This window comes from Kitasatospora sp. YST-16 (genome assembly GCF_026802215.1).
Taxonomy (GTDB): domain Bacteria; phylum Actinomycetota; class Actinomycetes; order Streptomycetales; family Streptomycetaceae; genus Kitasatospora; species Kitasatospora cineracea.
This window is the reverse complement of the sequence record NZ_CP113837.1, coordinates 5,077,100-5,100,922: the sequence shown is the minus strand read 5'-3', so window position 1 is coordinate 5,100,922 and position 23,823 is coordinate 5,077,100. Positions and strand designations below refer to the sequence as shown.

The 23,823-nt window shown below is 72.4% G+C and carries 18 protein-coding genes and 1 pseudogene; 3 read left to right on the top strand and 16 right to left on the bottom strand.

The features are described 5' to 3' along the window. Positions 1-607: 607 nt before the first annotated feature. Entirely contained in the window at positions 608-1,921 is a 1,314-nt protein-coding gene (locus OU787_RS23230; protein ID WP_268660437.1) for an alpha/beta fold hydrolase, read from the top strand. Between the two features lie 37 nt (positions 1,922-1,958). Here OU787_RS23230 and OU787_RS23225 read toward each other — a convergent pair whose 3' ends face one another. Continuing rightward, positions 1,959-3,527: a DUF4192 domain-containing protein gene (locus OU787_RS23225; protein ID WP_268660436.1), complete on the bottom strand. Its 1,569-nt coding sequence runs from the start codon at positions 3,525-3,527 to the stop codon at positions 1,959-1,961. A 206-nt stretch (positions 3,528-3,733) separates the two neighbouring features. Here OU787_RS23225 and OU787_RS23220 point away from each other — a divergent pair, with 206 nt between their 5' ends. Continuing rightward, entirely contained in the window at positions 3,734-5,929 is a 2,196-nt protein-coding gene (locus OU787_RS23220; protein ID WP_268660435.1) for a RecQ family ATP-dependent DNA helicase, read from the top strand. A 452-nt stretch (positions 5,930-6,381) separates the two neighbouring features. Then, the gene (locus OU787_RS23215; protein WP_268661912.1) at positions 6,382-7,068 is read left to right on the top strand and encodes a hypothetical protein; all 687 of its coding nucleotides are present in this window, start codon (positions 6,382-6,384) and stop codon (positions 7,066-7,068) included. Positions 7,069-7,225: 157 nt separating this feature from the next. On the opposite strand, the gene OU787_RS23210 is transcribed toward OU787_RS23215, so the two are convergent. From OU787_RS23210 to nrdR, 15 genes and pseudogenes are all read right to left on the bottom strand, one after another. Next, positions 7,226-7,747 (bottom strand): hypothetical protein, encoded by a 522-nt coding sequence (locus OU787_RS23210; RefSeq protein WP_162871522.1) that lies wholly within the window; start codon positions 7,745-7,747, stop codon positions 7,226-7,228. Positions 7,748-8,030: 283 nt separating this feature from the next. Continuing rightward, positions 8,031-8,714, bottom strand: a complete 684-nt coding sequence (locus OU787_RS23205; RefSeq protein WP_030458011.1) for a ribonuclease HII — start codon at positions 8,712-8,714, stop codon at positions 8,031-8,033. A 251-nt stretch (positions 8,715-8,965) separates the two neighbouring features. Continuing rightward, positions 8,966-12,079, bottom strand: coding sequence for an Ig-like domain-containing protein (locus tag OU787_RS23200; protein WP_268660434.1), 3,114 nt, complete (start codon positions 12,077-12,079; stop codon positions 8,966-8,968). A gap of 301 nt (positions 12,080-12,380) precedes the next feature. Continuing rightward, entirely contained in the window at positions 12,381-13,355 is a 975-nt protein-coding gene (locus OU787_RS23195; RefSeq protein ID WP_268660433.1) for a carbohydrate ABC transporter permease, read from the bottom strand. Beyond that, positions 13,352-14,377 carry a carbohydrate ABC transporter permease gene (locus tag OU787_RS23190; protein ID WP_030458008.1) on the bottom strand — a complete coding sequence of 342 codons (1,026 nt, stop codon included), beginning with the start codon at positions 14,375-14,377 and terminating at the stop codon, positions 13,352-13,354. Before OU787_RS23190 ends, OU787_RS23195 begins: the two co-directional genes overlap by 4 nt. 69 nt (positions 14,378-14,446) lie before the next feature. After that, entirely contained in the window at positions 14,447-15,820 is a 1,374-nt protein-coding gene (locus OU787_RS23185) for an ABC transporter substrate-binding protein (protein WP_030458007.1), read from the bottom strand. A gap of 183 nt (positions 15,821-16,003) precedes the next feature. Further along, positions 16,004-16,570, bottom strand: coding sequence for a Clp protease N-terminal domain-containing protein (locus OU787_RS23180; RefSeq protein ID WP_268660432.1), 567 nt, complete (start codon positions 16,568-16,570; stop codon positions 16,004-16,006). A 1-nt stretch (position 16,571) separates the two neighbouring features. Next, positions 16,572-16,802, bottom strand: coding sequence for an RNA polymerase subunit sigma-70 (locus OU787_RS23175; protein WP_123563246.1), 231 nt, complete (start codon positions 16,800-16,802; stop codon positions 16,572-16,574). A gap of 59 nt (positions 16,803-16,861) precedes the next feature. Continuing rightward, positions 16,862-17,620: an SDR family oxidoreductase gene (locus OU787_RS23170; protein WP_268660431.1), complete on the bottom strand. Its 759-nt coding sequence runs from the start codon at positions 17,618-17,620 to the stop codon at positions 16,862-16,864. An 89-nt stretch (positions 17,621-17,709) separates the two neighbouring features. Next, on the bottom strand, positions 17,710-18,138 hold the full coding sequence (locus OU787_RS23165; protein ID WP_030458003.1) for a hypothetical protein: 429 nt from the start codon (positions 18,136-18,138) through the stop codon (positions 17,710-17,712). Between the two features lie 22 nt (positions 18,139-18,160). Further along, the gene (locus tag OU787_RS23160; RefSeq protein WP_051816534.1) at positions 18,161-18,892 is read right to left on the bottom strand and encodes a hypothetical protein; all 732 of its coding nucleotides are present in this window, start codon (positions 18,890-18,892) and stop codon (positions 18,161-18,163) included. Positions 18,893-19,055: 163 nt separating this feature from the next. Beyond that, a pseudogene (locus OU787_RS34870) lies at positions 19,056-19,289 on the bottom strand (toll/interleukin-1 receptor domain-containing protein); the annotation flags it as partial. A 19-nt stretch (positions 19,290-19,308) separates the two neighbouring features. Beyond that, positions 19,309-19,632, bottom strand: coding sequence for a DUF1883 domain-containing protein (locus OU787_RS34865; RefSeq protein ID WP_157852090.1), 324 nt, complete (start codon positions 19,630-19,632; stop codon positions 19,309-19,311). Positions 19,633-19,834: 202 nt separating this feature from the next. Beyond that, a complete protein-coding gene (locus OU787_RS23155) occupies positions 19,835-22,708 on the bottom strand; it encodes a vitamin B12-dependent ribonucleotide reductase (protein ID WP_030458001.1) in 2,874 nt (957 codons plus the stop codon). Positions 22,709-22,926: 218 nt separating this feature from the next. Then, a complete protein-coding gene (gene nrdR / locus OU787_RS23150; protein ID WP_030458000.1) occupies positions 22,927-23,403 on the bottom strand; it encodes a transcriptional regulator NrdR in 477 nt (158 codons plus the stop codon). Between the last annotated feature and the right edge of the window lie 420 nt (positions 23,404-23,823).

The window sequence follows — 23,823 nt, the reverse complement described above, 5'->3', positions numbered from 1 at the left end:
TGACGGGCGGCAGCGGTTGGGGCGCTGCGTGGGGTGGCCTTGAGTCGGTCACCGGGCTCTCCTCCCCCCGACCGGCCGAGGGCTGCGGGCTCGGTCGGCCGCGAGCGTGCTCGATCGCGGACTGTGCTGCTCTGCCGCCGGAACACGCGGCTCCGACTCGGATCTGACCGGACCGCCGGTGCTCCGCCCCGGCCGGGGTGGTGTCCCGGACCGGACGCCAGGGCCGTCCGGGGGCCGGCCGCGCCGGGTCGAACGACGCGTGACCGGTGCCCGACACGGTCGGCCCGGCCGCAGTCGGCCCGGCGGTGCCGGTTCGGGTGGTGACGTTCTGCAGATTGAACGCACCACACCTGCCCCAGGTCACGCCCGTCCGGCGGGCGTCCGGTCGGAGGCGGCCGCGAGCCGTGGGTGGTTCGGCGCTCCGCGACCGGCACCCGGGGCGCCCGCTGTGTCGTGGTGCCGTTCGAGGGTCTCCGCACGTGGCGGCCGCCCCCCGGCGGCTCCTGTCCGCCGTCAGGATACGGTGCGAGGACGGCGACGGACGCACCGGTGACCCCGGCGTTCGGCGCCGCGACCAGCCTGTGACCAGCTCGCACCTAGGAGTTGCATGTCCTCCCGCAGCCGCATCCCCGGAATCGTCACCACCGACCACGTCTTCCGGGTGCCGCTGGACCACAGTGCCCCCGGTGGCGAGTCGATCGAGGTCTACGCCCGCGAGGTGGTGGCCGCCGGACGCGAGCACGACGAGCTGCCGTGGCTGGTGTACCTGCAGGGCGGCCCCGGCGGGAAGGCGAACCGCCCGATGGGCCGGGACGGCTGGCTGGACCGGGCGCTCGACGACTACCGGGTGCTGCTGCTGGACCAGCGCGGCACCGGCCGCTCCACCCCCGCCAACCGGCAGACCCTGACCCGGCGCGGCAACGCCCGGCAACAAGCCGAGTACCTGGCGCACTTCCGGGCCGACTCGATCGTCCGGGACGCCGAGCTGATCCGCCGTCAGCTGCTCGGCGAGGACGGCGAGTGGAGCCTGCTGGGGCAGAGCTTCGGCGGCTTCTGCACCCTGACCTACCTCTCGCTGGCCCCGGAGCACCTGCGCGAGGCCTTCGTCACCGGCGGCCTGGCCGGCCTGCGCCGCTCGGCGGACGAGGTCTACCGCGCGGCCTACCCGCGCGTCGCCCGCAAGAACGCCGGCCACTACGCCCGCTTCCCCCAGGACGTGGCGGCGGTACGGCGAATCGCGGCGCACCTGGTCGAGCGGCCCGCGGCCCTGCCGGGCGGCGGCACGCTGACCGTGCAGGCGTTCCAGGCGCTGGGCATCCTGCTGGGCGGCGGCTCCGGCTCCTACGTCCTGCACTACCTGCTGGAGGAGGCCTGGGTGGAGGGCGCGGACGGACCCGAGCTCTCCGACACCTTCCTGGCCGGGGCGCAGTCGCACCTGTCCTTCGCCCAGAACCCGCTGTACGCCGTCCTGCACGAGTCGATCTACGGGCAGCGCTCGGTCGACGCCGGGGCCACCGACTGGTCGGCGGAACGGGTGCGCAAGGAGTTCCCCGAGTTCGACGCCGAGGCGGCGCTGGCCGGGGACGGACCGGTGCTGCTGACCGGCGAGATGATCCACCCCTGGATGTTCGAGACCGACCCGGCACTGCGGCCGCTGCGCGAGACGGCGCAGCTGCTGGCGGAGCGCACCGACTGGCCCGACCTGTACGACCTGCCGCGCCTGGCGTCGAACCAGGTACCGGTGTACGCGGCGGTGTACCACGACGACATGTACGTGGACACGGCGCACTCGCTGGAGACCGCGGACGCGGTGGCCGGCACCCGGGTCTGGGTCACCAACGAGTGGGAGCACGACGGTGTGCGGACCAGTGGCCGGACGGTGCTGGACCGGCTGATCCGGATGGCGCGCGGCGAGGTATAGCCGACCGTCCCGCAGCCGCGGGTCGAGGGTTCGCATGTCAGTCTCCGATCGTGTGTCGGCCCCGGCGCGCCCGGACCTGCCGGATGCGGATGCCCGTCGGCACGAACCGGTGGGGGCGCGGACGCCGCCCCGGATCGGGCCGGCAGGCCACTGTCGGGGGCCCGTCGGCGGGGGTGGACGGAGCGGGCGGGTCGGTCGGACCGCCGTCGCCCGGCTCGTCGGCCTCCGCCGGCCCGGGCCCGTCCGGTGCCTCTCCCGGCTCCGGCAGCGGAGCCGGTTCCGCCCTCGGCCCGGGCACGGGGGCGGGGGCGGGCCCAGGTGCAGGGCGCTCCGGAGCGGGGCCGGTTCCGGTGGGCGGCAGGACCGGCCCGGAGTCCGGATCCCGGTGCCCGAAGCCCTCGCCCGGACCGTCCGGGGCGGTTCCTCCGGTGTCGGCACCAGCTACGGCCGGCGGCGGGGGTGCCGCCGGGCGCGGGGCGGGTGCGTCCCGCAGGCGGGCGGTGCGTTCGCGGCGGACCACCCGGAGCAGGGACTCCGGCGCGATGCCGGAGTTCAGTGATTCGTAGAGGAGTTGGGCCAGGGTGTAGCCGGGGTCCAGCTCCAGTGCCCTGGCCAGCACGATCCGGGCCGTGGCCGAGTCTCCCGCCAGCCAGGACGTCCAGGCCAGCAGGGTCATCGGCGGAGCGGCGAGGTGTTCGAACGGGTCGACGCAGCGTTGGACCAGGAACCGCCACAGCCGCTGGGCGGTGCCGAGCTCGTCCGGTTCGGCGTACTCGGCGGCGCGGTCCCGGCCGAGTTTGTCCTGCATACCGATCAGCAGCCTGGCGGTCCGCGCAGCGTCCAACTCGCGCGCCCCGGACTGGAATTCGGCCATCGCCTCGGCGATCAGCCCGGCGGTGCGCCCGACCGCCGCGGTCCGGCCGCCGGGGCCGGCCAGTTCGCGGATGAAGGGCGGCCCGGCGTCCTCCAGGGCGCGGCGCTGCACCTCGGAGAGCGGGGGGCCGACCGGGGCCAGCCCGGCCACGATCGCCTTGCGGCTGCCCCGCGGGGCGAGCCCCGCGTAGGTGGCCGCCACGGCGAGCGGGCTGGGGTGGCGGGCCTCCCGGACCGGAGTGCCGCCCGGCGGGCAGCAGTCGGCTCCGGCGCACAGGAAGGACCACCAGCGGCCGGCGGAGACGCACAGCGACTCCTTGACGGCCACCTGCTCGCCGCGGAAGGCCCGGGCGAGCGCGTCGGCCAGCGGGCGGAGCCGCTCCAGCACGGCGTGCCCGCCCTCGGGCGCGCGGGCGCCCGGGTCGGGGTCCCGGCACAGGTACAACAGGACTTGGACGGGGCGGCGGTCGCGCTGTTCGGACAGCTCGACCAGGAGCCGGGCGGCCTCCGCGGCGGTCCGCTCCCAGTGGGCCGGGTCGTCCGGGATGTCGATCCGGATCACGCCGCCCTGGTCGAGCCCGCTGCCCTGCAGGCCCACCGCGACGATGCTGTCGTCGGGGAAGAAGCCCAGTAGGTAGGGGAGCATCTCCGCCATGTCGGCGGGGCCGCGCAGCCGGACCGGGAGGTGGCCGGGGCGCGGGGCGGGGGTGGTGGTGCGGTCGTCTGCGGTCATGGCGGAAAGCTTGGACCCGATCGCACCCGGTTGCGGATAATTCGCCCGACCCTGTGGATAAGTCGGTGGGTTCAGCATCTCCTCCCCCGAATGCACCGGTTTTCTGGGCGATAACAGCGATTTGACGGCCTATCAACCGATGAACGCCACTCTGTCCACAGCCTGTCATTCGCGATCCGTCCGTGCCGCACGGTATCCATGACCCCATGCAGACGCGCGAGCTCCACCCGACCACCCCCGCCGACCGCGCCGCCGTCCGGGCCGCCGCGGAAGCCGTGCTGCGCGACCTCGCCGGCCCCGGCGCGGCCCTGCGCGAGGACCAGTGGAAGGCCATCGAGGCGCTGGTGGTGGACAGCCGCCGCGCCCTGGTCGTGCAGCGCACCGGCTGGGGCAAGTCCGCCGTCTACTTCATCGCCACGGCGCTGCTGCGCGCCCGCGGCGCCGGACCGACGGTGATCGTCTCCCCGCTGCTCGCCCTGATGCGCAACCAGGTCGACTCGGCCGCCCGGGCCGGCATCCGTGCCCGGACGATCAACTCGGCCAACCCGGAGGAGTGGTCGGAGATCCAGCAGGAGGTCGCCGACGGCCTGGTCGACGTCCTCCTGGTCAGCCCGGAGCGGTTGAACAACCCGGACTTCCGCGACCACGTGCTGCCCAAGCTCGCCGCCTCCACCGGCCTGCTGGTGGTGGACGAGGCCCACTGCATCTCCGACTGGGGCCACGACTTCCGGCCCGACTACCGGCGGCTGCGCACCATGCTGGCCGAGCTCTCCCCCGGCGTCCCGGTGCTGGCGACCACGGCGACCGCGAACGCCCGGGTCACCGCGGACGTCGCGGAGCAGCTCGGCACCGGCGCGGGCGACGAGCAGGCGCTGGTGCTGCGCGGGCCGCTGGACCGGGAGAGCCTCAGCCTGGCGGTGCTGCCGCTGCCCGACCCGGCGCACCGGCTGGCCTGGCTCGCCGACCACCTGCCCGACCTCCCGGGCTCCGGCATCGTGTACACCCTCACGGTGGCCGCCGCCGAGGAGGTCACCGAGTTCCTGCGCGGGCGCGGGTACCAGGTCGCCTCCTACTCGGGGCGGACCGAGGACGCCGAGCGCCGCGAGGCCGAGTCGGCGCTGCTGGCCAACCGGGTCAAGGCACTGGTCGCCACCTCCGCGCTCGGCATGGGCTTCGACAAGCCGGACCTGGGCTTCGTGGTGCACCTCGGTTCGCCGAGCTCCCCGATCGCCTACTACCAGCAGGTCGGCCGGGCCGGCCGCGGGGTGGACCGGGCCGAGGTGCTGCTGCTCCCCGGCCGGGAGGACGAGGCGATCTGGCGGTACTTCGCCTCGATCGGCTTCCCCGCCGAGGAGCAGGTCCGCCGCACCCTGGACGCGCTGTCCGAGGCGGGCCGCCCGCTCTCCACCGCCGCCCTGGAGACCTCGGTCGACCTCCGCCGCACCAGGCTGGAGACCATGCTCAAGGTGCTCGACGTGGACGGCGCGGTCCGCCGGGTGCGCGGCGGCTGGGAGGCCACCGGCGAGCCGTGGCAGTACGACGCCGCGCGGTACGCCAAGGTCGCCCGGGCCCGGGAGGCCGAGCAGCAGGCGATGCGGGAGTACGTGGCCACCGAGGGCTGCCGGATGGAGTTCCTGCGCCGCCAGCTCGACGACCCCGAGGCGGCCCCGTGCGGCCGGTGCGACCGCTGCACCCCGCCCCGGCACTCCGCCGAGGTCTCCGCCGGGGCGCTGGACGCGGCCCGGGCCGCCCTCGGCCGCCCCGGCGTCTCCTTCGAGACCCGGCGGATGTGGCCCACCGGCATGGAGTCCCTGGGCATCCCGCTCAAGGGCCGGATCCCCCCGGCCCAGCAGGCCGAGCCGGGGCGCGCCCTGGGCCGACTGTCCGACATCGGCTGGGGCGGCCGGCTGCGCTCGCTGCTGGACGAGCGCTCCCCGGACGGGCCGCTGCCGCGCGAGGTGCTGGACGCGATGGTCGGGGTGGTGGCGGACTGGGCCCGCGGCCCCGGCGGTTGGGCCGGGCCGGCCGGGGCGGACGGCCAGCGACTCGACCGCCCGGTCGGGGTCGTCGCGCTCGACTCCGCCACCCGCCCACAGCTGCTCTCCGACCTGGCCGGCGGCCTGGCCTCGATCGGGCGGATGCCGCTGCTCGGCCGGGTCGAGTACGCGACCGGGGAGCCGCCGCACGGCCCGCGCAGCAACAGCGCCCAGCGGCTGCGCTCGGTCGCCGGGGCGCTCACCCTCTCCCCCGGCCTGGCCGACGCGCTGGCCGCCGCGCCCGGACCGGTCCTGCTGGTCGACGACCTGGTGGATTCGGGCTGGACGCTGACGGTCGCCGCCCGCCTGCTCCGCCAGGCCGGCGCCACCGCGGTGCTCCCGCTCGTCCTCGCCGTCCGGGGGTGAGGCCCCGCCCCGGAAGCACCGGCCCCGTGAGCGCCGACCCCGGAGGTACCAGCCACGGAGGTACCGACCCTGGCGGTAACCACTCCTGAGCCACCGCCCTCCGAGCCACCGCCCTCGGAGCAGCCGCCCCCGGCCGCTTCCGCCCCCACCGTCCGGGCCAGGGCGGCGTGCCCGGGCCGGGGCGGCGCCCGGGCTCGCCAGAAGGCGTACACCTGAACGTTTCAGGCCGTACACCGACTGCTCACCGGACCGTCAGTCGAATGGCCCTGTGGGGAGCGTGGAACATATCCGGCAGAAGCGCGGTTTTCGGGCCGCGTTCGTCATTTCATCATTGCCGCTCGGAGTGCTCTCGTCCGAGAATTGGAAGGTATCCAGTGCCCGGTCCGTCGGACCCGGCCTTCGGCGTACGCTCGCGCGCTCCAGGGGGCGCGGGCTCGGGAAGGAGGATCGTGATCAACGGCACCGACCGAGGCCCTTCCCGCCACGACAGCCACCGGACCGTCACCCTGCCGGAGTGGGAGAGCTACGGCGTGCCGCTGCTGCGGGCGCCCCGGGAGTTCGTCACCGAGCTCCACCGGCGGCACCTCCCGCAGCCGGGAACCACGGTGGTCGCGGTGCTGAACGCCGAGAACCGGGTGGTGGCCTCCGCCTCGTTCGGGGTCAGGCCGCAGTTCGACGACGGGTGGGACCACCGCAACGCGCTGCTCGGCCACCTGCGCCGGGTCACCCCGCACGACCTGAAGCGGTCCCGCCCCAGCCGCACCGCCGTGCTGCTGCGCTGCCGCGAGGGCGGCCCGGACTGGACCGAGCAGGACGGCGCCTGGATGTGGGCGCTGCGCGCCGCCGCCGAACTGCACGGACTGCGCTGCGGCCCGTACCTGACGCTCACGCCGGCCGGCTGGCAGTCGCTCGGCGACGGCCGGCGCGGGCGCAACCCGCACTCCGGTTCGTGGGAGCTCGGCCCGGTTCACACCGTCACCGAACTGCCGCCGCGCCTGCCGCGCGGGGTGCCGGCCGCGGCGGCCGAACCGCCGCTCCCGCAGCAGCCCGCGGTCGCCCCGGTCACCTCGCTGAGCGCGATCCGCGCGCTGGAGGGCGTCCACGACGGCCGGAGCGTGCGCCGCACCGCCGCCCGCTGAAGCGGACGGCGCGCACCGGGCGCGGGGAACCCGGACGACGCCGCAGGAAAGCGGACGCGCCCGTCCGACCGGGCCCGCCCGCCGTGCCGGAAGGCACCGCGGACGGGCCCGGCCGGGCGGGCGACAGCGAAGGGACGGGCGTCGGCAGGAGGGGTGCTCAGGCGAACAGCGGGGCGACGGTGTCCGTCTCGCCGCAGACCACCAGGAGCTTCGCGGCCCGCTCCAGCGCCTTGCGCGCCGCAGCGGCCACCCGCTCCGAGCGGCCCTCGTTCACCACCAGGACCACCACGTCCCGGCGGAGCGGGCGCGTCGCGGCGGCGTCGGCGTAGAACACGTCGCCGCCGTCGGTGAGCTGCGCCCAGTAGCGCTCCTCACCGAAGCTGAGCTCGTGCTCCTGCCAGGGGTGCGCCTCGCCGACCGTGAGGACCAGCACGTCGCCGGGGCGGCGGCCGGACTCCAGCAGGGCGTCGACGGCCTCGTCGGCACGGTCGATCGCCTCGGCTGCGGCGGCGGGCAGGAGTTGGACGTCCGGTCGGCCGGGGCGCGGCGCGGGGGCGGACTTGGGGCGGGCCGGGGGCCGCGGTCCGGGAACCGGACGGTCGGCACGGGGCGGGGCGGGACGCGGCGGACCGGGGCGGGGGCCCGGGACCGGAGCGGCGACGGCGGTGGAGGAAGGCATACGGGGGGCAGGTGCGTCCGACTTGTGGGGAAGGGGAACGCCGGGGCCCGGGATCGTCTCGTGAATCTCCGGCTCCTCGGGGAAGACAGGCATACCCGGATTCCTATCAAATGCCGGTCGGATGCGCACGGGCACCCCACCACTTGGAAGTCTGGCGCGCCGTACGGGCCCCCGCGGCGACGCTGGGGTGACCGGTGGGTGAATCCTGACGAACCGTCAGGATTCCGGCGGCACCGACGGTGCCGACGGTGTTCAGGCGGTGCCGGCGGCGTTCAGGCGGTGCTCAGAAGCCCAGGGAGAGTTGCTCGCCGGTGTCGACCGGGACGCGCGAGCGCTTGAGGTGGCTCCAGCGCGGCAGCGCGTCCAGGTAGGACCAGGAGAGCCGGTGGTGCTCGGTGGGGCCGAGTTCCTCCAGGGCGGCGCGGTGCGTGGGCGAGGGGTAGCCGGCGTTCTCCCCGAAGGCGAACTCCGGGTGGTCCGAGCCGAGTTCGGCCATCAGCGCATCCCGCCGGACCTTCGCCAGCACCGAGGCGGCGGAGACGCAGACGCAGGACTGGTCGCCCTTGATCACGGTGCGGACCTTCCAGGGGCCGCCCAGGTAGTCGTGCTTGCCGTCCAGGATCACCGCGTCGGGCCGCACTGGGAGCGCCTCCAGGGCGCGGACGGCGGCCAGCCGGAGCGCGGCGGTCATGCCGAGGTCGTCGCACTCCCGGGCGGAGGCGGCGCCGATCGCGTGCGCCGTCACCCACTCCGCCAGGACCGGGGCGAGCGCGGTCCGGCGCCGCTCGGTGAGCAGCTTGGAGTCGGTCAGCCCCTCGGGCGGGCGGCGCAGTCCGGTGACGGCCGCGCCGACCATGACCGGCCCGGCCCAGGCGCCCCGGCCGACCTCGTCCAGCCCGACCACCAGGCGGGCCCCGGCCTGGTGCAGGGAGCGCTCGACCGCGTGCGTCGGGGGGTCGTAGGGCATCGGTGGTTCCGTTCACTGGAGCAGGGTGGGGCAGCGTGGGGCGGCCGGGAGGGCGTGGACGGCCGCTCCCGGTTCCCCTTCAGCGTACGCCGCCGCCCGTCCGGACCGCCGGGACGGCCCGGGCCGCGCGACCGCGGTCCGGACCGCCCCGGCGGCGCCCGCTCGGCGGCCGGGGAGCACGAGGTAACTGGCTTTCGAGCAAGGCGGGGTGACGATCCGTCATGGATAAGGGCGCCACCCCGCCCGCAGGCTCAGTAGGTGCCGTACAGCGAGTACACCAGGTTGTCCTTCACGGCGGTGCCGAAGGCGGCCGGGAAGGTCCCGAACGGGACGGAGGCGCTGCTGTAGACGCCCGAGCCAGCGGGGCCCGAGCTGTAGTGCATGTTGTTGACGGTGGAGCTGGTGCCGTTGGAGTTGTAGACCAGCCAGTAGGTGGTGTTGGGGGCCAGCGTGTAGGTGATCGGCGCGCTGCTCCAGGCGTTGGCGTTCAGCGTGCCGGCCGAGCTGGTGGCCAGCAGGGCGTCGGGCGAGCCGGCGTTGTCGCTGTAGACGGCGATCTGGAACTGGTTGTTGGGTGCCGCGCTGGCCTGCCCGGTGTGCACGTTGAGCGAGGTCAGCGCGATGGCGGTGGCCCCGGTGGTGATCTTGGAGCCGTTGAGGTGGTTGGAGTCGGTGTCGTCGAGCTGGGTGCCGACCGCGCTGTTGCCGATGGTCTGCGGCGGCGCCCCGGCGGTGGTGAAGGCGGCGGTGTAGGCCGCGGCCTGGGTGTTGCCGGCCAGGTCCTTCACGTTGGCGACGCTCAGCGTGTAGCCGGTGCTGAGCGAGAGCGCGGCGGTCGGGGTGAAGGTGACGGTGTTGGTGGCGGCGTCCAGGGCAACGGTTCCGGGCACCGCGGTGGCGCCGGCGGTGGTCTTCAGGGTGACGTTGGTGCCGTTGACGGTGCTCGCCTGGACGGGCTCGCTGAACGAGGCCTTCACCGGGGCGGTGGCCGCGACGCCGGTGGCGCCGTTGGCGGGCACCGAGCCGGTGACGGTCGGCGGGGTGGTGTCCGTGCCGTACGTCGCGGTGTAGGAGCCGACGTTGCCGTCGAAGAAGGCGTAGGCGATGCCGTGGATGGTCTCGATGCGGTAGTTGACGGCGGTGGCGCCCTGCTTGATGCCGGTCAGCGTGCCGACCGAGGAGGTGAGCGGGACCATGGCGCGCAGGCCGTTGGCGCCGCCGGTGATGCTGAAGCTCAGCGCATTGCTGGTCCAGGCCATGCCGGAGAACGCGGAGCCGTTGCGGGCGTCCAGCCAGTTCAGCAGCTGGCGGCCGGAGACCACCGGGGTGCCGTGCGCCTTGGCCGAGGCGATGACCTGGTCGGAGGCGGTGGAGGCGGCGTAGTCGGTGTGGATGTTGGCGGTCAGGACGGTGTAGTAGCCCTTGGCGTTGTAGGCGTTGTCCAGCAGCGTGTTGACGGTGGAGGGCATGGACTGGCCGGACTCGTCGGTGAGCTGGGTGGTGGCCTGGTACTCGTTGATGGTGCTGCCGTCACTGTCCGCGTACTTCATCGGCAGGCCGGTGCCGTTGAAGTAGCCGGGCCGGTCCTGCACGAAGCTTGCCGGGTAGTAGTAGTAGTCGGTGTCCAGCCGGATGCCGTTGGCGAGCTTGGTCTTGGCCTGGGTCGCCCAGTCGTCCCACTCGACGCAGTGGGTGCGGGTGCTGTCCGGGTTGGGCAGCGAGGGGTACTTGGCCTTCCAGGCGCCGATCTGGGTGGTGTAGATGTTCTGCAGGTCGGCGGGGGTGCCCCAGGGGGTGCAGTTGGTGGTGACGTGCGTGCCGATCTCGAAGCCCTGGTCGGAGTAGGCCTTGGCCTGGGCGTCGGTCATCGGGTCGTCGGTGTAGACGTAGGACGAGGCGCGCACGCACTCCCAGTTGGCGACGTTGCAGCCGGCCGGGCTCTGCGCGACGTAGCCGTCGAAGCGGCCCGTGGTGCCGCCGATGCCGTGGTCGTCGCCGGTCATCACCACGACGGCCTTGACGTCCCGCGGGAAGTACCAGAACTTCGGCAGCGGCTTCTTGGCCGCGTCCATGGTGGTGATCAGGTTGGCGAGCAGGCGCTGCTGCTCGTCGGCGATCGGGATCTGCGCCTTGTCGAGGTTGTTCCAGTTGAGCTGTCCGCCGGTGCCGAAGAACATCTCGCTGGCCTCGATGCCGTCGACGTTGTCGCGCTGCTGGCCGCCCCAGGCGATGTTGCCCTGGCGGGTCTGCACGACGGACTTGGCGAGGTCGAAGGTGAACGCGGCGGCCTGGCCGGCGCCGACGGTGCGCAGCGTGACGGCCGGGTTGGCGGTGGCCACCGCGGTGTCGCTGTACAGGGTGGCGACGGCGGTGGCGCCGTTGAGCGCGTACTTGTCGGCGGTGCCGTGGAAGCCCATGGTGTCGGAGGTCAGTCCGGCGCCGGGCGCCGCGGTGGTGTCGATCTTCAGGTAGCTGTCGGCGAGCGTGTCGGTGCTCGCGGTGAGGCCGAGCAGCCCGGCGAGCTGCTTGTCGGGCCGCATCGCCACCAGCCGTCCGCCGCCGTTCACCCAGGTGCTGAACATGGTGCTCTGGGCGGCCGTCAGCTGGTTCTCCGCCAGCAGCACCACGTCGTACGAGTTGAGGGTGGCGGCGGTGACGGTGCTCAGGTCGGCGGTCTTGTAGTAGTTCAGGCCCTCGGCCTTGAGGATCTCGCCGTAGTACGTGGTGTACGGGTTCGCCGAGTTGGTGACCAGCAGGATCGGGCCCTCGTTGCCGGGGCCGCTGCCGGGGGTGCCGGTGCCGCCGCCGGAGGGCGTGTAGGTGGCGTAGATGGAGTAGTTGAGCGAGCCGGTGGAGACGGCGCCGAAGCTGCTGGGCCAGGTGCCGAAGGCGGCGCCGCCGGTGGAGTAGCCGCTCTGGCCGCCGGTGGAGTAGTTCAGGTTGTTGACCGCGGCGGAGACGCCGTTGGAGTTGTACGCCAGCCAGTACGGCGTGTTCGGGGCGAGCGTCGCGGTGACCGGCAGGGTGTTCCAGGCGTGCGCGGTGAGCGTGCCGGAGGCGGAGGAGCCGAGCAGCGGGCCGGGCTTGCCGGCCACGTCGCCGTAGACCGCGACCTGGTACTGGTCGTTGGGCGTGGCGCCGACGGCGCCGACGTACACGCTGACGCTGTTGACGGTGCCGCCACTGGCACCGGTCACGAAGCGCGAGGTGTTGATGTAGTTGGAGTCTCCGGAGTCGGTGGCGGTGCCGACGGTGTTGTTGCCGAGGACGGCGGTGGTGTCCGCGTGTGCCGCGGGCGCCACCATCAGTCCGCTCGCCGCGAGCAGGCCCACGATCAGCCCGGCGATTCGTTTTCTGATCCTCACGCCAACCCCCCAAGGTCGGATGACCGGATGAACGGCAGAAGTGCCGTCCTCCGTCCTACCGGCTCCGCATCCGCCTCGTCCGCAGAACCCTCACATCACAGCCACGAGTTCCGGCCAACTAGGAGCGGGACGCTCCGCATCCGATCGGTCTGTCTGCACACGTTCAACGGCGGTGGCGGGAGGGGCGCGGGGGACGGGAGGGGCGCGGGGCGGCAGCGGGGCCGCCGAGAGGAACGCCGGAGGGCCCCCGGCGTGCCGGGGGCCCTCCACATGCGTTCAACACTTGTCCGCAATCGGCGGCTCAGCCCTTGACCGACCCCGCCAGCAGGCCGCGGACGAAGTACCGCTGGAGGGCGAAGAACACCGCCAGCGGGACGATCATCGACAGGAAGGCGCCCGCGCTGAGCAGCTCCCAGTGGCTGCTGTCCGACCCGGACAGCTGGGCCAGCCGGGAGGTGATCGGCGCCACGGTCGGGTTGCCGCCGGCGAAGGTGAGCGCCACCAGCAGGTCGTTCCACACCCACAGGAACTGGAAGATGGCGAACGAGGCCAGCGCCGGGGCGCTCAGCGGCAGCACGATCGACCGGAAGATCTTGAAGTGCGAGGCCCCGTCCACCACCGCCGCCTCCATCAGGTCGCGCGGCAGCTGGGCGATGAAGTTGTGCAGCAGGAAGATCGCCAGCGGCAGCGCGAACATGGTGTGCGTCAGCCAGACCGGCAGGTAGCTGTCCTTCAGGCCGAGCGCCGGGATCACCGTCACCGACCCGAGGTGCGCGCCGCCGGAGAACAGCCGCAGCAGCGGGATCAGCGACATCTGCAGCGGCACCACCTGGAGCGCGAAGACCACGAAGAAGAGCGTGTCGCTGCCCTTGAACCGCACCCAGGCCAGCACGTACGCCGCCATCGCGGCCAGCACCAGCGGGAAGATCGTCGCCGGGATGGCGATCGCCACCGAGTTGACCAGGTACGGCATCAGGCCGCCAGAGGTGCCGAACGAGTTCTCGAACAGCACCGAGCGGTAGTTCTCCAGCCCCAGGTCGGGGTGGACGAACGCCTCCCACCAGCCGGAGGAGACCACGTCCTGCTTGGGCCGCAGCGAGGTGACCAGCAGGCCGACGGTCGGGATGGTCCACAGCACCGTGACGGCGATCACCAGGGCGCTGGCCAGCGGGGAGCTGAACGCCCGGCGGACCGCCTTGGCCGGCGGCAGGTCCGGGCGGGCCGCCTTGCCGGGCCGGGGGCCGGCGTCCTTGTCGAGGGTGGGCTCGGCGCTCATCGGGTCGCACGCTCCTTGCGCAGCAGGGCGATGTTGTAGACCACCAGGGGGGCCACCGCGAGGAAGAGGATCACCGCGAGGGCGCTGCCGCGGCCGTAGTTGTACTGCTCGAAGCTCTGCGAGTACATCTCGTTGGCCAGCACCTGGGTGCCGAAGTTGCCGCCGGTCATGGTGCGGACGATGTCGAACGCCTTCAGCGTGATGATCATGATGGTGGTGAGCACCACCACCAGGGTGGTGCGGATCATCGGCACCGTGACGTGCAGGAACAGTCGCACGCCGGTGGCGCCGTCGAGCCGGGCGGCCTCGGTGATCTCGTCCGGGATGGCCTTGATCGCGGCGGACAGCACCACCATGGCGAAGCCGGTCTGCACCCAGACCATGGCCGACATCAGCAGGAAGTTGTTCAGCGGCTGGCTCAGGATCCAGTTCGGCGGATCGTCCCAGCCGACCGCGACGGCGAGTTGACTGAGCAGGCCGACCTGGTTCTGCCCGGTGCCGCGCGACTCGTACAGCAGCTTGAAGATCAGCGAGGCGGCCACCAGCGAGACCGCCATCGGCATGAAGATCAGCGACTTGTAGACCGCCTGGCCGCGCATCCGGTCGACCAGCAGGGCCAGCAGCAGGCCGAGCCCGGTGGCCGCGATCGGGGCGACCACCAGCCAGAGCAGGGTGTTCAGCAGCACGTCGTGGATCTGCGAACTGGTCGCCGCCCAGCCGTAGTTCTTCCCGCCGACGAACTTGGCGGAGTCGGCGTCGTAGAAGCTCAGGTAGACGGTGCGCAGCAGCGGCACCACCAGGCCGATGATCAGCAGCAGGGCCGCCGGGCCGAGCATCAGGGCGACGGCCAGCGGTCGGGAGAAGCGTCCGGTGGCGCGGCCGGCCGCGAAGAACACGGCGAGCAGCACGCCGAGGAAGCCCAGGACGGCGCCCGCGGTGTTGCCGAACTTGATCGCCGCGTCCTGCCACAGCGAGTCGGCGAGGTGGAGCGCCGGCCCGGCGAGCCGGGGATCGGTGGGCATGCGGAGGATCCTTCCTCGGGGCACGGGAAGGGCAGCGCGGGTGGGCCCGCGCTGCCCGTTGGCGTCCGGTTACTGCGGCCAGGCGGCGTCGATGTCGGCGGCCGTCTTCTGGATCGACTGGCCCTCGGCGAACCAGGCGGTCAGCGCCTTCCACTCGGCGCCCGAGCCGACGGCGGCGGGCATCAGGTCGGAGGCGTCGAACCGGAAGGTGGCCGAGGGGTCGGTCAGCGACTCGGCGGAGAGCTTGTCGATCGGGTCGGTGTACAGGCTCTTGTCCACGCCCTGGTTGGCGGAGACCCAGCCCGGGGAGACCTTGACCCGGCTGCCGGCCCACTCGGAGGTGGACAGGTAGTTCTGCACGGCCTGCACCTCGGGCCGGTCGGAGAACGCGGCCAGGAACTCGCCGCCGCCCTCGACCGGGTTGGTGACCTGCGGGTTCACCGCGGGCAGGTGGAAGGCGAAGACGTCGCCGTCCGGCCCGATGCTGGTGCCCTTGGGCCACTGGGCGCGGTAGAAGGACGCCTGCTGGAGCATCGCGCACTTGTTGCTGAGGATCGGGGTGCCGGCGTCCTGGAAGGTGGTGGTGGCGATCGTCTTGACGTCGCCGAAGCCGGCGTTCACCCAGGCCGGGTTCTGCATCCAGTCGGCGACGGTCTTCATCGCGGTGGTGATCTTCTCGTCGGAGAACTTCACCTTGTGGCTGATCCACTGGTCGTAGACGTCGCCGCCGTAGGAGCCGAGGACGACCTCCTCCAGCCAGTCGGTGGCCGGCCAGCCGGTGGCGGTGCCGGAGCCGATGCCGCCGCACCAGGGCTTCGTCTCGCCGCCGGCCCGGGCGATCTTGTCGCTGAGCGCGATCAGGTCCTGCCAGGTCTTCGGGACTTCGTACCCGGCGGCCTTGAACGCCTTGGGCGAGTACCAGACCAGCGACTTCATGTTGGCGCTCATCGGCGCCGCGTAGAAGGTGCCGTTGACCGACCCGTACTCCTTCCAGACCGGCGACCACTTGTTCTCGTTGTCGACGGTCTGCTGCGGCGGCTTGACCACCTTGCCGGACTTCACCATCTGGGCGAGCAGGCCCGGCTGCGGGATGATCGCCAGGTCGGGGGCGTTGCCGCCGGCCACCCGGACCGGGAGCTGGGACTCGAAGTCGTTGGAGCCCTCGTAGACGATCTTGATGCCGGTGCAGTTGCTGAACTCGGCCCAGGACTTCTCGAGCGAGTCCGACTCCGGCGAGAGGATCGAGGCGTACATCGACACCTTGGTGCCGGAGTGGCCCGCGTACGCCTGGTACTTGGCGCAGTCACCGGTCAGCGCGGCGGCGGAACCGCCCCCGCCACCGCCGCCGGAGGAACTGTTCGAGCAGGCGGCTGTCAGGGCCAGTGCCAGAACGGCCGGTACGGCGAGCAGCCGACGGCGTCCAGTGGTCACGGGGGTGGTCAATGCGGTCCTCCTTGCCAGGGCATGGACATGCCAGCCGTAAGACAGAACAACACTGCGCTGTACCGGAGATGTGGATCTGTACCCAGCGATCGCTGGCTCAAAGACGTTAACCCACCGGTACCCCCGAGCCAAGGAGCGCGTTCGACCTTCATCGGCCAGCGCCCCAGTTGTGACCACCCCGTGTTATGAGGCCTCCCGCAGCCCGCCCACCAGCGACGCCTCGGTCCGCCGCTCCAGCTCGGCCAGGTCGACGCCCTGGTCGCGCAGCACCCGGACGGCCACCCCGCCGCCCTCCCGGAGCAGGCCGAGCAGCAGGTGGCCGGTCTCGATCCGGCGGGCCCGCCGCCCGGTGGCCGCGCGCAGCGTCAGCACCATCGCCCGCCGACCGCGGTCGGTGAACCGGGGCCCGCCCCACCGGGGGCGGCGGGCCGGGGGCGGGGCGTCCAGCGCGCCCGCGCCGAAGGTGTGCTCGACGGCCGCGCGGACCGCGTCGAGGTCGATGCCGATCGCGGCCAGCGCGGCAGCGTCGCGCTCCGGCTCGGGGCCGCCCAGCGCGCGGAGCACCGCGCGCCGCCCGCCGGCCAGGTCGAGGCCGAAGCCGCCGAGCACCCGGGCGGCCGGGTCCTGCGGCTGGGCGAGCAGGCCGAGCAGCAGGTGCTCGGTGCCCAGGTGGTCGTGGCGCATCCGCCGCGCCTCGGCGCCGGCCAGCGCGACCGCCCGGCGGGCCTCCTCCGCGAACCGTTCGAACATGTCAGTCCCCTCCCTGTCCGGCCGCCCGTCGGGCGTGCTTCTTGTGCACGGCCTGCCGGGTGACCCCCAGGCAGACCGCGATCTCGTGCCAGGACCAGCCCTTGTTCCGGGCGTTGCCGACCTGCAGGTCCTCCAGCCGGTCGGCCAGGTCGCGCAGGGCCCGGACGGCGCGCAGGCCGGTGGCCGGGTCGCCGCTGCTCGCGTCGGCCGCGAGCCGTGTCGTCTCGCTCATGGTGTCAACATAGGTTGACACGCCGGCTCGCGTCAACCATGGTTGACACCCGGGGAGGGTCAGGGCGGACGGCGCTCCGCCAGGAACTCAGCGAAGGTGATCCGGCCCGCCGCACGCCCCGGCGCCAGGTTCCCGCCCGCCCGCAGCGCCCTCACCGCCCGGCCCGGCACCGGCGCCCGCAACACCGGCCGCCGCCGGCCCCGGGCCCGCAGGAACTCCTCCGCCAGCGCCTCCACCGCCCGCACCTCCGGCCCGCCGAAGTCGGCCGCCCGCCCCGCCGGAGCCCCCTCGGCCAGCTGCGCCAACCGCTCCGCGACGTCCCGCACGTCCACCGGCTGGAACGCCACCCCGCGCGGCACCACCAGCACCGGGGCCTTCGACAGGCCCTCCAGCACCCGCAGCAGCAGGTCGTGGAACTGGGTGGCCCGCAGCACCGTCCACCCCAGGCCGGACTCCGCCACCAGCCGCTCGCACTCCGCCTTCGTCCGGTAGTAGCCGAGCGGCACCCGGTCCACCCCGACGATCGACACGTACAGCAGGTGCGAGACCCCGGCGCCGCCCGCCGCCTCCACCAGCCGCCGGGTGGCCGCGACGTCCCGCTTCCCGTTGGTGGTCGCGCAGTGCACCACCGTCCCCGCGCCGGACAGCGCCGCCTCCAGGCCGCGGCCGGTCACCAGGTCGCCCACCGCCCAGCCGTGCTCCCCCGGCGTGTGCGCCTGCCGGCTCAGCACCCGCACCGGACAGCCCCGCGCCAGCAGCCGGCGCACCACCACGCGCCCCAGGGTCCCCGTCCCGCCCGTCACGAGTATCGGCCGCATCGCGTCACCCCTCTGCTCCGCCACTCCCCCAGCCTGCCCGCCACCGGCGCCACCGGCAGCCCGGCCCGCGCGGCCGGGGGAAGGGCGGCTCAGTACTCGCGGTCCGCGGCCAGCTCCTCCCAGGGCAGCCCGGCCAGCCCCGGCACGCTCTCCACCAGCCCGGACAGCTCCGGGCCCGGCTGGTACCAGGCCACCACCAGCTGCGAGAAGTCGGCGTCCGCCCGGCCGACGACCGGGTGGCTGCTGAACAGGCCGACGCACCGCACCGCGGGCAGCCACTCCTCCGGCCCCAGCCCTCCCCGGATCCCGTCCTCCGGGTGCTCCCGCACCGGCTCCACCAGGTGCACCGGCAGCGACGGGTACTGCCGCGCGGCGGCGTCCCGCAGGTGCTTGACGCTCCGGTCGTTGACCCGGCGGCACGGGTAGCCCTCCAGCATGCCCCCGTACGTGGCGGACATCCGCACCTCGTCGAGGCGGATCGAACGGCCGGAGGACAGCAGCACTTCGGTCAGCAGCATGCCCGGAGGGTACCGGCCCGCGTCACAGCTCCTCCGGCCACGTGCGGCCGAGCGCCTCCGCGTACGGGGCGGAGCTGCCGCAGACCCGTGCCCAGGTGCGCGGGTCGGTAGTGGCGACGCGCTCGACCAGGGCTGCGGCCAGGGCATCCGGCTCACCGGCCGGGAGGGGGAGTTCGGCGAGGAACTGCAGCCAGGGCTCGTCGCCGCGGTCCCCGGGCCGGGCCGGGTACCAGAACACGAGGTCCACCCGGTCGGGGTGCCCCGGGCCGGTCCACACGGCGTCCAGCTCGCACTGCCAGGCGGCCAGCAGCTCCGGGCGCCGGACTAGCGCGTCCTCCAGCAGGCGTCCGACGGAGCGCGCGGGCCAGCTCTCGACTCCGCGGCCCGCGCGCTCGACCTCCGCGAGGTACCGCCCGGCGTCGAACCGGTACGCGGGCAGGTCCAGACCCGGGAGGTCGGGGTTGCGCCAGCCGTCCCAGACCACGGCGCCGCCCTCCTGGCGCACCGTCACGTACAGCGCGCCGCAGCACTCTTCGCTGCACCCGGCCCGGGCCAGCTGGACCTCCCGGGGGACGGGGCCGGGCAGCAGCGGGCTGTACGGCCCGAGCAGCACCCTGGCGCTGTGCGCCGGGAGCCGGGGGAAGCCGGTGGCCAGCACGTCCCGCCCGTCGACGACCGGCCGGAGCTGGTCCCGCCCCGGGTCGCGCAGCGCCTCGACCCGCAGTTCCAGCCGGCTGTCCGTGCTCTTGTCCATCCGGGCATTGTGCGGCCCGGGCACCGGGCGGGGTACGGGTTTTCAGCCCTCTCCTCAGCCCTTCGACCGGTCCCGGCACCATCCCGACCAACCCGGACGGCGACGTCCCGCAGGTACGCAACACTCCGGTCATTGCTCCGCCGGTCACGATCCCGTCGAGCTCGTACCGCGTCCAACCCTTCTCGAAGAACGCACGCGAGAAAATCACGACACCGAACGCACTGCGGGCAAGCCCTTGATCGGTCCTGCGTCGGAGGCTGTCCCCGATCTTCAACTCCAGAACATCCAGCCACACCGACACGCCGGCGTCCTGCAAGCATCGAGCCGGCGGGGTCGCCACATCCGCCTTGTCCTCGCTCGCATGAGAGATGAACACCTCCCGCACCGACTCGTCCATGACTTCTGTGGGCAGTGGTTCATGTCTGAATCTGCGCGAGCGGCCCCTGCTGAATCGGCGGGAGCGCAGGGAGCGGTGGCCGTTCCATACGGACCGAGGAACGAACATTTCCTCTGAGACCGGCCATGTCGACGGTTACGTACCACTGTCCGTCACTCGGGATAGCCAGCCGCACCGGAGACCGAGTCGCCAAGCCTCCGAAGTACTTGTGGCGACCACCGCTTTTGTAGGAGCGGTAGTTACTCGGGTCCATGAGACGGACATTCGCCGCGCTACCGGACAGGTTGATCACTGCGACGGCGCCCTTGGGTTGCCGTCCCAGGTCGTGAACTACGAAGTTCATGGTTGCCCTCTGCACATGCACAGGGGACCTCTGGGTGTTGCGCCAGATGCAACGTCGTTGCGTGCGCTCAGACAACCGGTGCATCCCCGGGCCGGCCGCTGCGGGGAGGGGCGCCAGCGCAAGACTGACGCCCCTCTGATCAGGCATGACTTACTTCATCTGCCTGTCGCAAATGTTGCAGCGGATGCGATTCCGACCGGGGTCAGCTGCAGCCGCTGGTGGAGCCGCAGCCCTCGCAGAGGTAGCAGCTGCCGGCGCGGCGCATCTTGGTGCCGCAGGAGAAGCAGAGCGGGGCGTCGGCGTTCAGGCCGAGGCGGATCTCGGCGAGTTCGGTCGAGTTGTGGGCGGCCGGGGCGGCCTTGGGCTGCTCGACGACCGGGAGGGCGACGTGCGGCTTCTCCGGGGCGAGCGGGGCGGACTGGGCCAGCGACTCGATGTCGAGGTCGTCCTCGGTCGGCTCGTAGGAGCCGGTCTCCAGGTGCCGGGTGCGCTCCTCGACGGAGTGGATGCCCAGCGCGGAGCGGGTCTCGAAGGGCAGGAAGTCGAGGGCCAGGCGGCGGAAGATGTAGTCCACGATGGACTGCGCCATCCGCACGTCGGGGTCGTCGGTCAGGCCGGCCGGCTCGAAGCGCATGTTGGTGAACTTGGCGACGTACGTCTCCAGCGGGACGCCGTACTGCAGGCCGACCGAGACGGCGATGGAGAAGGCGTCCATCATGCCCGCGAGGGTCGAGCCCTGCTTGGACATCTTGAGGAAGACCTCGCCGAGGCCGTCGTCCGGGTAGGAGTTGGCGGTCATGTAGCCCTCGGCGCCGCCGACCGTGAAGGAGGTGGTGATGCCGGGGCGGCCCTTGGGCAGGCGCTTGCGGGTCGGCCGGTACTCGACGACCTTCTCCACCGCGGGGGCCGGGGCGGGGGCCGAAGCGGCCGCCGGGGTCTTGGTCTTGGCCGAGAGCGGCTGGCCGACCTTGCAGTTGTCGCGGTAGATCGCCAGCGCCTTGACGCCGAGCTTCCACGCCTCGAAGTAGATCTCCTCGACGTCCTCGACGGTGGCGTTCTCCGGCATGTTGACGGTCTTGGAGATGGCGCCGGAGATCCACGGCTGGATCGCGGCCATCATCCGGACGTGGCCCATCGGGGAGATCGACCGCTCGCCCATCGCGCAGTCGAACACCTCGTAGTGGGCGGTCTTCAGGCCGGGCGCGTCGATGACGTTCCCGTGCTCGGCGATGTGCGCGACGATCGCCTCGACCTGCTCGTCCTGGTAGCCCAGGCGCCCCAGGGCGCGCGGGACGGTGCCGTTGACGATCTGCATCGAGCCGCCGCCGACCAGCTTCTTGAACTTGACCAGGGCCAGGTCGGGTTCGACGCCGGTGGTGTCGCAGTCCATCATCAGGCCGATGGTGCCGGTCGGGGCCAGCACCGAGGCCTGCGCGTTGCGGAAACCGTTCTGCCCGCCGAGCCGGACCACGTCCGCCCAGGTGTCGTTGGCGACCGCCCAGACCGGGGTGTCCAGGTCGTCCAGCGGGGCGACGGCGGCCGAGGCGTCGGCGTGCTGCTGCATGACCCGGCGGTGCGGGGCGGCGTTGCGGGCGTAGCCGTCGTACGGGCCGACCACGCCGGCGAGTTCGGCGGAGCGGCGGTAGGCGGTGCCGGTCATCAGCGAGGTGATCGCGCCGGCCAGGGCGCGGCCGCCGGCGGAGTCGTAGGCGTGGCCGGTGGCCATCAGCAGGGCGCCGAGGTTGGCGTAGCCGATGCCGAGCTGGCGGTAGGCGCGGGTGGTCTCGCCGATCTTCTCGGTCGGGAAGTCGGCGAAGCAGATCGAGATGTCCATCGCGGTGATGACCAGCTCGACGACCTTGGCGAAGGTCCGCGCGTCGAAGGAGTCGTCGTCGCGGAGGAACTTCATCAGGTTCAGCGAGGCGAGGTTGCAGCTGGAGTTGTCCAGGTGCATGTACTCGGAGCACGGGTTGGAGGCGTTGATCCGGCCGGACTCGGGGCAGGTGTGCCAGTGGTTGATCACCGAGTCGTACTGGATGCCCGGGTCGGCGCAGGCCCACGCGGCCTCGGCCATCTTGCGGAACAGGCCCTTGGCGTCGACGGTCTCGATGACCTCGCCGGTCTTGCGGCCGCGCAGGCCGAAGGAGGTGCCGTTCTCCACCGCGGTCATGAACTCGTCGTTCACGCGGACCGAGTTGTTGGCGTTCTGGTACTGGACGGAGGTGATGTCGTCGCCGCCCAGGTCCATGTCGAACCCGGCGTCGCGCAGCGCGCGGATCTTCTCCTCCTCCTTCACCTTGGTCTCGATGAAGGCCTCGACGTCCGGGTGGTCGACGTCCAGCACGACCATCTTGGCGGCCCGGCGGGTCGCGCCGCCGGACTTGATGGTGCCGGCCGAGGCGTCGGCGCCGCGCATGAAGGAGACCGGGCCGGAGGCGTTGCCGCCGGAGGAGAGCAGTTCCTTGGAGGAGCGGATCCGGGAGAGGTTCAGGCCGGCGCCGGAGCCGCCCTTGAAGATCATGCCCTCTTCCTTGTACCAGTCGAGGATCGACTCCATGGAGTCGTCGACGGACAGGATGAAGCAGGCCGAGACCTGCTGGGGCTGCTGGGTGCCGACGTTGAACCAGACCGGCGAGTTGAAGCTGAACACCTGGTGGAGGAGGGCGTGGGTCAGCTCGTGCTCGAACACCTCGGCGTCGTCCGGGGACGCGAAGTAGCCGTGCTTCTCGCCGGCGGCGCGGTAGGTCAGCACCACCCGGTCGATGATCTGCTTCAGGCTCCACTCGCGCTGCGGGGTGCCGACCGCGCCGCGGAAGTACTTGCTGGTGACGATGTTGACCGCGTTGACCGACCAGAAGTCGGGGAACTCGACGCCGCGCTGCTCGAAGTTGATCGAGCCGTCGCGCCAGTTGGTCATCACGACGTCACGGCGCTGCCAGGTGACGGCGTCGTACGGGTGGACCCCGGGGGTGGTGTAGATGCGCTCCAGCCGCAGCCCGGCCTTGGGGGCCTTGGCTCCCTTCGCGGCCTTGTCCGACTTCGACCCTCGTGCGGACCCGCTCGTGGTGTCTGTCACTGCTCCTGCTCCTCCTCCTGGGCAAACGCCCGAAGTGCCCGAAAAAGTCCGGGCACGACTGGTTCGTTCCGTCCGCACGCGGGCAGGGGGGAACCCCGCCACGGCGCACGGCACTACCGGCACGGCCGGTGACTACTGCTGGCTGCTGCTGACTGCTGGAAAACGCGAAAACGTGGAAATGTGGAAACGGGAAAAACGGGGGTGGCCGGTGCGGGCCGCTAGGGCACGGGCACCGGCTCGGGGACCGCGGGCCGGCCGGAACGCAGCTCCGCGATCGCGGCCTCGAAGTCCTCGAGGTTGTCGAACGCGCGGTAGACGGAGGCGAACCGCAGGTACGCCACCACGTCCAGTTCCTTCAGGGGCCCGAGTATGGCCAATCCGACGTCGTGCGTCGAGAGTTCGGCGCTGCCGCTGGCCCGGACGCACTCCTCGACCCGCTGGCCGAGCTGGGCCAGCGCGTCCTCGGTGACCGGGCGGCCCTGGCAGGCCTTGCGGACGCCGGAGATGACCTTCTCGCGGGAGAAGGGCTCGGTGACGCCGCTGCGCTTGATCACCATCAGGGTGGCGGTCTCGACGGTGGTGAACCGCCGGCCGCAGTCGGGGCACTGCCGGCGGCGGCGGATCGAGCACCCGTCGTCGCTGGCCCGACTGTCCACGACTCTGCTGTCCTGATGCCGGCAGAAGGGGCAGTGCACCTGGAACTCCCTCCCTGCAACCCGACGGCGAACAACTCGCAACACTCTACCCGAACACAACACCTGTGCCCGATCGAGGAGACTAGCCACTAGATCTAGTGGCTGGCACGCCGCCACGCCGAGTGAACCCGCCGGTTCCGGAGACAGGCCGCGGGGCCGCGCCATAGACTGTTCGAGTCGAACATGCAATCGACTTACACCCGGAGGCTTGATCAAGTCAGCCAACCTCGAATAAGTTCACTCGAACGTGTGTTTGGCGCAACCTTTCGATAGAGGGGCCAGTTGAGCTGGGCAGATGGAGCACCAGCCCGACGAGAGGGTCCGCCGCGATGTCCACCCCCAGCGCCACCGGCGTCATGCACACCGCCGAAGCCAAGACCGCCATCCCGGTGCAGGAGCGTTCCGCGCGCACCGCTGACC

Bases quoted from the DNA above. Each gene is read 5' to 3' on its own strand.
- OU787_RS23230 (WP_268660437.1), top strand. From the start codon at position 608: ATGTCCTCCCGCAGCCGCATCCCCGGAATCGTCACCACCGACCACGTC.
- OU787_RS23225 (WP_268660436.1), bottom strand. From the start codon at position 3,527: ATGACCGCAGACGACCGCACCACCACCCCCGCCCCGCGCCCCGGCCAC.
- OU787_RS23220 (WP_268660435.1), top strand. From the start codon at position 3,734: ATGCAGACGCGCGAGCTCCACCCGACCACCCCCGCCGACCGCGCCGCC.
- OU787_RS23210 (WP_162871522.1), bottom strand. From the start codon at position 7,747: ATGCCTTCCTCCACCGCCGTCGCCGCTCCGGTCCCGGGCCCCCGCCCC.
- OU787_RS23205 (WP_030458011.1), bottom strand. From the start codon at position 8,714: ATGCCCTACGACCCCCCGACGCACGCGGTCGAGCGCTCCCTGCACCAG.
- OU787_RS23195 (WP_268660433.1), bottom strand. From the start codon at position 13,355: ATGAGCGCCGAGCCCACCCTCGACAAGGACGCCGGCCCCCGGCCCGGC.
- OU787_RS23190 (WP_030458008.1), bottom strand. From the start codon at position 14,377: ATGCCCACCGATCCCCGGCTCGCCGGGCCGGCGCTCCACCTCGCCGAC.
- OU787_RS23180 (WP_268660432.1), bottom strand. From the start codon at position 16,570: ATGTTCGAACGGTTCGCGGAGGAGGCCCGCCGGGCGGTCGCGCTGGCC.
- OU787_RS23175 (WP_123563246.1), bottom strand. From the start codon at position 16,802: ATGAGCGAGACGACACGGCTCGCGGCCGACGCGAGCAGCGGCGACCCG.
- OU787_RS23170 (WP_268660431.1), bottom strand. From the start codon at position 17,620: ATGCGGCCGATACTCGTGACGGGCGGGACGGGGACCCTGGGGCGCGTG.
- OU787_RS23165 (WP_030458003.1), bottom strand. From the start codon at position 18,138: ATGCTGCTGACCGAAGTGCTGCTGTCCTCCGGCCGTTCGATCCGCCTC.
- OU787_RS23160 (WP_051816534.1), bottom strand. From the start codon at position 18,892: ATGGACAAGAGCACGGACAGCCGGCTGGAACTGCGGGTCGAGGCGCTG.
- OU787_RS34865 (WP_157852090.1), bottom strand. From the start codon at position 19,632: ATGAACTTCGTAGTTCACGACCTGGGACGGCAACCCAAGGGCGCCGTC.